Raw genomic sequence first — 8111 nt, 5'->3', positions numbered from 1 at the left:
TACATAGAACTTGCAGTTTCTGCGTACGGGCAAATCTCTACGTTGCCGACTGGCAAACCGCGCGATCTCTCCAACTCACCAAGCACCAGATCCAAGGCGGCGACGTCTTCCGGATCTTCAGTCTTGGAGAGCATAACCCCGTCGAGACCACCGACCACTATCGCGTTAAGATCGTCCAGCAGCCAACCAGTTCGCCAACCATTGAGCCTCACGAAACGGCCAAACGCCTTCCCACCAAATTTTTTGATGACTTCCTTGACTGAAGTTCGAGCAGCAGGCTTTTCCGCAATGGGAACGGAATCCTCGAGATCGAAGAGCAAGGCATCCGCACCATACTTGGGCGCCTTCAGCATCCAATCGTGCCTATGCCCTGGGATAAAGAGCATCGAGCGGTACCAGCGAGCATCTCGAATTTTCTGGGGCATAGCTTCTTCCTCGTTCGGAACTCACATTTCTAATGCGGCATCAAGGTCAGCGCCTTTTGCTCGCTCCCGGACTACCGTTGTAGCTCGGCCCTTGTGTTTACATCTCTGGATCGCCTGCACACCTACCTTTCCTTGTGGGCTGACATCGTCCCGATCAACGCCCACGGAAGCAGCTGGTGTAAACTAGCCGAAGCCGCCGTATGATCCGAACGCTCGACCGACCAATTGTCCCGATTGGCATGGCGCGGGCGGCGTGGCGTCACGCTTGGAAGAGCATCTAGAGAAGCAGCGCGGCAACTCGGCGCGAACCCGCAATGCCCGGTTCGCTGCGATCAACAGATCGTGGATGCGCGGATCTCGCCCCGAGTGCGCGCCCCTGAGATGAGGCGATGATGGCCCAGTGCTCCGCACCACCGTCGGAGCCTGCGAACAGCGCATTTTTCCGGGTTAAGCGCGATCGGACGGATGGAGCGTTCGACGGCATTGTTGTCGAGTTCGATGCGACCGTCGTCGATGAAGCGAGTCAGGCCCTCCCAGCGTGACAGGGCATAACGGATAGCTTCGGCGAGCTTGCCCTTCTGGCTGATCAGACTGAGCTTTGCGCGCAGCCACTGCTCGAATGTATCGCGAGCGGCCGGCTCTTCTGCTGCCGAATGAGGCGGCGCTCCTCGGCGCTGCGGCCACGGATGTCCTTCTCGACGACGTAAAACTCAGCAATGCGGTTGAGCGCCTCGCTCGCAATCGGCGCCGGGCCAGGGGTGGCGAGTTCATAGAAGTTGCGCCGCATATGCGCCCAGCAGAACGCAAGCCGGACGTCGCCGTGCTCGTTCCTTTCTTGCAGCATAAGCAACGCATCAGCAATCCAGGCGCCCTTGCCTGGCTCACAGACGATAAGCGGATTCACGTCCAGCTCCTCGATCTCGCTGGCGTTCTTCTGTACGAAGCCAGCGATGGCGGCGATCACATCAAATGCCGCCATGAGATCGGCTTTGGGCTTGCCGCGATGCCTTCCAGCAATGGGTAGAATTTCAGGTCGCGCAGCGCGGCCTCGATATTCGTCGCGCGCTGCGGGCAGCATCAGTGTGACGCTATCCCGCATAAGCTCAACTAGCACACCACCGCTGCCAAGCGTCATGGTATGGCCAAACATCGGATCCCGGGTGAAACCGACGATCAGTTCAGCAATACCCTCGCGTATCATGCGTTCGACATACAGCCCGGTGCCGAGGGGCAACAGATCATGTGCCGCCTCCCTGACCGCATCGGGGTCCTTGAGATTCAGCCGCACCGCTCCGATTTCTGATTTATGGGGGACCCCCAGCGCCTTCAGGGCTACGGGAAAGTCGAGCGACATGGACGAAAATGCCGCTTCCGCCGCGCTACTGGCCCGCTCGCCTTTTGGCACCGGAAGACCGGCCTTGATCAGCTGATCCTTGGCCTCAGCCTCGTCCAACGTCACTCGTTCGTTCCCAGGGACGACGGCAGAGCTGCTGTCGATAGGCTCAGGCATTGGCGAACGCCAAGCCGAACCGATGAACGCAGCTGCTTGAGCTGCCTCCATAGCTTCCGGAACGCCGAAGAGCGGTACTATGCCTCGCGTCACCAGGCGTTGGCCGCGTACTCTTCCGGCAGGTTCTCGGGCAGCGACGACACTATAGCACCTTGCGCCTTGTTAGTCCTCAGTGCCGCCTCGAAGGCGCGTGTGATCGTCCAGTAGGCGGCGGCATCCGGGCACCGGTCGGACGCGGAAAGTCGACCACGGCCATATTGAGATCGAAGCCACCCGACACCATCGCCGTGAAGGATAGCCGTCAACGCTGTCTCGTTGTTCCAGGTGAACGTGTTATAATCGAGTGGGTTGGCCACCGCGACCAATGGCCCGAGCGTTGATTTCACATGTGCGCGGTGCTGGTCAGTCAGGCGCGGAAAATGCACAAGATGCCCTTCAGCGCTATCGGCCATGATGGAGGCGTCGTCGCCTGATTAGCTCATCGACGACAGCCGGTAACCAGACAGAGGTCCGGTGACGTGCAAAAGTTTTAGAGTCTCAATGAAGGTGGGAATAGAATTGATGCGATGCCGAGTCGCTTTAGGAAGGAGCCGGATGCGGTGTCGGCGCCGGCAAGCGAAGCTGTATGATACAGCGTCGCCTGCCGCGCCTGATCGGAACGACCAACGTTCATCGCGATAATAGGCTTCTTCAAGTCCCGCGCGCATCCCCAGTCTTTCGAAACCGGCCGCAGAATCGAAGCCTACGATGTGCAGGCCGAGCGCCGTGACGCGGTCGTCCTCGATGAGGCTAAGGGCTATTTCGGAAAGAGCGGTCTGGGCCTCGTTGCCCGCGGTCATCAGAAACGCGATCGGCAGGCCACGTTTCTGCATCGACATGCTGAGAGCTATGGCCAACTGTGTGATGATGGCGACGCCACGGCCGCCGTCCCCTAGCCTGTTGCCGCCATGCTGGTCGGGCCACAAGAGCGCGCCGTCGGCATAGTTTGATCAGGCCATAGCAGTTCGGGCCGATGATCGGCATTTTGCCGGCCGCGGCGACGAGCTCGACGTGCAACCGATTACCATACTCGTCATAGGCCTCGGCTTCGCGGACCGGAAGCATAGCAGATGGCGCCGCAGCACCGCGTTCGGCCAGCGCCTTGATCACGTCAATCGTGAGGTGGCGGTTGACGCCAACCCAGGCAGCGTCAGGAGCACCGGGCAGTTCAGCCACCGAGCGGTAGGTCTTGCAGCCGGCAACCTCGTCCTTACTGGGATGCACAGCCCAGATCTCGCCGGTAAAACCCATCTTGATCGATTGTGCGACAACAGTTGCCGCCTGCCAGCCTCCAAATACGGCGATTGTTTTCGGACACAGAAGTCGTTTCAGTCTATGCATTGATCCAAGCTCCAAGCGGACAACGCGACTGCACCCGAAAGAATATCGTGCGGGATTTCCGGCGTGCTCGGGGATCCAAGACGAGTACTCACGTGGCCAGCACTGTCTCGACCAAATTCACCCAATAGCCGATGCCATATGGCAACGCTTCATGGTTGAAGTCATATGCCGGGTTGTGCACACCGGCAGTTGGCCCGTTTCCAATGAAAATCATAGCGCCCCTCCGCGCCTCGAGCATGTAGGCAAAGTCCTCGACCCCCATACGTGGTTTGATGTTCTCGTCCACAGAAGCGGCCCCGACCAGACTGCGTGCCGCCCTGATCGCCAGATTGGTCTCCTCGGCGTGGTTGAAGGTCACCGGGACCGATCGACGGTACTTAAACTCGATATCCGCGCCGAATCCGCGTGCGATGCCTTGGGTTACTGTCATGATCTGGCGTTCGGCAAAGTCTCGCAGCTCCGGAATATGAGTTCTGACAGTGCCGGCCATTTCCACGTGATCGGCAATGATGTTGTAGGCTTAGCGGCATTTAACTTGGTCACGGAGATTACGAGAGACTCGATTGGGTTCGTGTTGCGCGAGACCAGAGTTTGCAAGTCGACGATGATCTGTGCCGCAACTACGACTGGGTCGATTGTTTCATGTGGCTTGGCCGCATGGCCACCTCGCCCCTTCACGACAATGTCGCAATCGTCCTGCGAGGCCATGATCGGTCCATCGCAAATGCTGAACTTGCCGAGCTCGGTGCCCGGAGCGTTGTGCATCCCAAAGACTTTGGAGATGCTGAAACGGTCCATTGTTCCTTCCTGGACCATTTTCAGACCGCCGGAGGGACGTTCCACTTCTTCTGCCGGCTGAAAAATCAAGGCGACGCAGCATTTGAAATTGCGCGTCTTGGCCAGATATTTCGCAGCGCCCAACAACATGGCTGTATGACCATCGTGCCCGCATGCGTGCATTTTACCCGGCACTTTCGAGGACCACGGCTTGTTTGAGGCCTCAAGGATCGGCAGCGCATCCATGTCGGCCCCCAACCCAACGGTGGGACCGTCTCCACCCTTCCCTTGAATCAATGCAACGATACCGGTTTCAGCTATCCCCGTTTCGATGTGATTGATACCGAACGAGGCGAGCTTGTCGGCGACGAACCTCGCCGTGTTGTGTACCTGAAAGCCGAGCTCGGGATTTTCGTGAAGATAGCGGCGCCACGCCGTTACCTCACCCTGCGAATCACGAAACCGTTCAACACTATGCATGCCAGACAACATAGTAATCCAATACGATACAGCGCCTTAGTGTGCGGCGACGGCTCCGCGCGCCACTCCTGAAGCGGGCCCGCGCAATTTCTGCTGCCGTCGCTCGCATTCTGACTTCTTGCAATGGAGTAAGCGCAGGCAAGAAATAGAGATGTTATGGCTGGACGTCGCGCCTATCGGGCGCAACGTGTCAGCTTGTCCACTCAGGTCGTGAAAGCCAACAGTCCCACACATTTTTAAGCCGGATTGCTAATATCCGACGCTCTCATGCCGGATTTGGATACGTGCCGACCATGCCAATTGGAAGTCATGGAGCTTCAACTTACGGCGAGAACTCGGCATGCTCCTCCCTCTGCCCCGAGCTTTCGGTCTCTTCATTTATCAATGACCGGCATTTTTTGCGGAGCACGAGAAGTGAGCAATTGCGAGCCAGTCTCGGTCACGACCACAACCTCTTCATGCAGCATCAGCTTCGGTGATCCATCGAAATAGGAGGGATATGAGGTGCTTGGTTCAATATTAATGATCATGCCTGGCTTTAGTATTGTCTTGTCGTCCGGTTGGACCGACGGTAACTCCGGCATCCATAAGCCCATGGAGTGTCCCATTCGGCCAATGTTCGTGGCTTTACCACGATTATTTGAGCCATTTAGTACGGCTGACATTGCGCTCCAGACATCACAGATCGGAATGCCAGGTTTAGAGGCGGCGATTCCCGCTTCGGTGGCATCCCAAACGACCTGATAGGCATCCTGGGTGTGCGGGTCAGGTGCACCGAAAGCAAAGTGTCGATCGAAATCGCTCCAATAAAAGTCGAACAGGCAGCCGGCATCGATAAACAGCACCTCTCCATCCGACAGAAATTTGTCGCTCGGAACACCGTAAGGACGCGTATATCCCCCCCGGCCAGAAACACCCACTATCTTGCTTGTCTTCTCGACACCGCGACTGAAACATTCGAATTCGAACTGGCGACAGGCCTCGCGTTCCGTCATACCCAGACGCAGTTTTGATGCTAAATTTTCGAATGCTTCCGAAACAAGCCTGCATACAGTTCGAATTCTGTCAATCTCTAGCGGAGACTTGATCATTCGCAGGGGCGTGAAAATCGGATCCGATGCGTCGACGAACGTTCGAGGCTTGATCGCGTCGGCTACACGCAAGAAATCTCCCGCGGGGAAGCCAAGCCTACTCTCCGCGCCAAGCTCTACGCCGATCCTTGCGTGCTCCGGCAGTAATTCACACACCGCTCGTGCAAGGACTGACACACCCTCATCTTTCGGATTTGGGCTAGGCCAGCTCCGGCAATTTTTTACCCAGGTCGTGTCTTTATAAAACTGGTCGATTCCCTCTGGGACGACGGCAACGGGGTCAGTTGACGAAAGAATGAGAAGAAATCGCGGCCGGGTCGTCTGCTGCGGGGTCGTGCTAGGCTCACCAATGAAATATCGCAAATTGTGTTCGGACGTCGCCAGAAGCGCGTCAATCGCATGCTCTTTCATCAAACGCCGCGCGCGCTCGACGCGGCCCTCGTATTCGATCCGGGGAAACGGATCATACTGAATGGTCCTAATCGAACCCCTCCCCAAGCCATTCATCGCTGTTCTCCAGAGAAACACGTCAATCGCAGGACGACCGACAATTTAGGTGCTGGTTCGACAGCAGATGGCCGCCTTCGCGCGCTCATTCGACAATATCCTTCGGAAGAGCCGCGCGCAGTTTTATGTGCGAAAGCATCGGAACACCGAGCTCCTTCGCGAGCGAGCGAGCAACACCTTTGTAAGGAGCTTTCAGCTTGTCGTGGTACACGATGCTTTGGATCCCGCCTACAATCGAATGCACGCAAGCTCTCAGGTCGAGCAAACGACTTTCCTGGTCATAGCCATCCGACACGAGCCAGTGGTTTGGTAGGACGTGACTAGCCGCGATCGGAGGTCGATCGCGCGACTGCAACACCGCGTTCGTGAAGCTCGGCTCGAAGTGAACGCCTCCGATGCAGAGCACGGAGTGTACCGGTTCCTCGATGCGATCGAAAAGTCGCAGCAGCGATCGCGCCAGCACTCGAGCCGCAAGAGGATTTGCCCAATCTTCGGGCGAGCTTCCAATCTCGACATCGACAGCCGACGGTCGCAGGTCAGCGAGACGAGTACCAGCATCACCAACCTTGACGCCCGACCAATGAGTCGCTTCCAGGTAAGTGCGATAGGAGTCAAGACCGGAAGTGACCCGCTCGGCTTCGATCGCTAGAAGAAGCCCCCGCGTAATTCGGGGGTCGACGGCGCTGAAGGTCCCCGTTCCCAGATCACCGGTCGTTTGAACCGAGAAGATTGCGTTTGGCGCATTGGCGCCCTCGTGCCAGTTCACGATGCCAATAACGTTGGCATCACCGAAGCGATCGTTAAACATAGGCGCGCAGCGCGCATAGTGGTTACTTACGACCTCGTGCGTGGCCACGATCGAAATACTGGCGTCCTGCAGGCCAGCGACTTCGAGTACGCAGTACCCATCGAGTTCGGAACTCGTTGGAACAGGAGCGCATTCGGCCTTGAGAGCATCAAGAACGTGCCCCGCGACCGGGTCCTTTTCTCGATCGACGCAGAAGACAAAGACGGCACGTCTCATCGAGGTCCTCCGCCGAGCTCAAAGCAGATTGAGAGCGCAGGACGCTCATCTTGAACTTGGCGCCGTCTTCTTTTCAACTTTCTCAGAAAACACCGTGCTCTTTGAACCGAATTCCGAGATTGCAGGGCGAGAGCGGGCGCGCGGGAGGTGATTAACTCAAGCCCGAATAGCGCCACAACGGCGCCACTCGCGAACTGAGTCCTGTTATGGGCTGTCCTGTTTGGCGGAGCAGCGAGCGAAAATCGCGCGAATTGAAAATCGCGGCAGCGGATCGCCGAACCAGCAGCGAACTTAACCTGGTTGCGCGACCAACAAGAGCGAATCCTGCCGCCATATGCCAGAGACATCGAGGCAAGTGGGGTGAAGAGCGCCTCATCGAGCAGAGCGATCGACTCAGGCGTGCAGGCCTCCATTTTGGCTCGACTTCGAAAGAAATGCATGCCAGGCACAGCTTTGTAGGGTCTTACACCACCGCATATTTATTAGAGCGTCGGCGCGCCAACATTCTGCGTTCTTTTGAGGGTCACGCAGTATTTCTGCGCTCGCCACCAATATCTCGCCGGGAACCACCGGGACTTCCAGCAAATGCAATCATCAAAAGCGAGATCAGCATAGTACTCGGCAACAAACCACCTGCTAATCTGGGTGGGCTGTTACGACAAAACACCGAGTCGTCGCTTGCACCGCCGATTTGTGAGGTCCGGCGATTCACTACAGCTTGACATGTGGTGAGTACGTCTGAGAGTGTTATCGGGTCCAATGATGGTGCGCGGGAGAGCGCGATAAGCCTGCAAAGGCGTATCACCGCCGACGGAGCAACTCCTCAGGGAAACTCTCAGGTGAGCTGCTGCCGGTTTGATGGACACCGAGATTAGGTGTTTCATGAAGCCGGAGTAGGTGATGCAGAGACGGAAGTT

Annotated in this window: 5 protein-coding genes and 4 pseudogenes; all 9 read right to left on the bottom strand. The window is 57.3% G+C overall.

Going from position 1 to position 8111, the window contains the following annotated elements; all coding sequences use genetic code 11:
• On the bottom strand, nt 1-425 hold a 425-nt coding region (locus AC0L3B_RS37660), incomplete at its 3' end, for an HpcH/HpaI aldolase/citrate lyase family protein (RefSeq protein WP_473382556.1).
• A 382-nt stretch (nt 426-807) separates the two neighbouring features.
• Nucleotides 808-1239 (bottom strand): annotated as a pseudogene (locus AC0L3B_RS37655) (IS66 family transposase); the annotation flags it as partial.
• Nucleotides 1240-1281: 42 nt separating this feature from the next.
• Nucleotides 1282-1935 (bottom strand): annotated as a pseudogene (locus AC0L3B_RS37650) (acetate--CoA ligase family protein); the annotation flags it as partial.
• 89 nt (nt 1936-2024) lie between these two features.
• Nucleotides 2025-2387, bottom strand: coding sequence for a hypothetical protein (locus AC0L3B_RS37645; RefSeq protein WP_473382553.1), 363 nt, complete (start codon nt 2385-2387; stop codon nt 2025-2027).
• Between the two features lie 21 nt (nt 2388-2408).
• Nucleotides 2409-2900 carry a hypothetical protein gene (locus AC0L3B_RS37640; protein WP_473382560.1) on the bottom strand — a complete coding sequence of 164 codons (492 nt, stop codon included), beginning with the start codon at nt 2898-2900 and terminating at the stop codon, nt 2409-2411.
• Nucleotides 2901-2985: 85 nt separating this feature from the next.
• Nucleotides 2986-3225: pseudogene (locus AC0L3B_RS37635) on the bottom strand (CoA-binding protein); the annotation flags it as partial.
• Between the two features lie 178 nt (nt 3226-3403).
• A pseudogene (locus AC0L3B_RS37630) lies at nt 3404-4572 on the bottom strand (M20 aminoacylase family protein).
• Nucleotides 4573-4946: 374 nt separating this feature from the next.
• Entirely contained in the window at nt 4947-6170 is a 1224-nt protein-coding gene (locus AC0L3B_RS37625) for a M24 family metallopeptidase (protein ID WP_473382551.1), read from the bottom strand.
• 85 nt (nt 6171-6255) lie between these two features.
• Complete coding sequence (locus AC0L3B_RS37620; protein ID WP_473382549.1) at nt 6256-7194, bottom strand: D-aminoacyl-tRNA deacylase; 939 nt, start codon at nt 7192-7194, stop codon at nt 6256-6258.
• Nucleotides 7195-8111 lie beyond the last annotated feature (917 nt).

It is taken from the genome of Bradyrhizobium sp. Kon56, from assembly GCF_055807635.1.
The sequence above is the reverse complement of the archived record's forward strand: the minus strand, read 5'-3'. Positions and strand labels throughout refer to the sequence as shown.

What these genes read in the sequence shown, in the direction of transcription:
- AC0L3B_RS37645 (WP_473382553.1), bottom strand. Translation starts at nt 2,387, where the DNA reads ATGGCCGATAGCGCTGAAGGGCATCTTGTGCATTTTCCGCGCCTGACT.
- AC0L3B_RS37625 (WP_473382551.1), bottom strand. Translation starts at nt 6,170, where the DNA reads ATGAATGGCTTGGGGAGGGGTTCGATTAGGACCATTCAGTATGATCCG.
- AC0L3B_RS37620 (WP_473382549.1), bottom strand. Translation starts at nt 7,194, where the DNA reads ATGAGACGTGCCGTCTTTGTCTTCTGCGTCGATCGAGAAAAGGACCCG.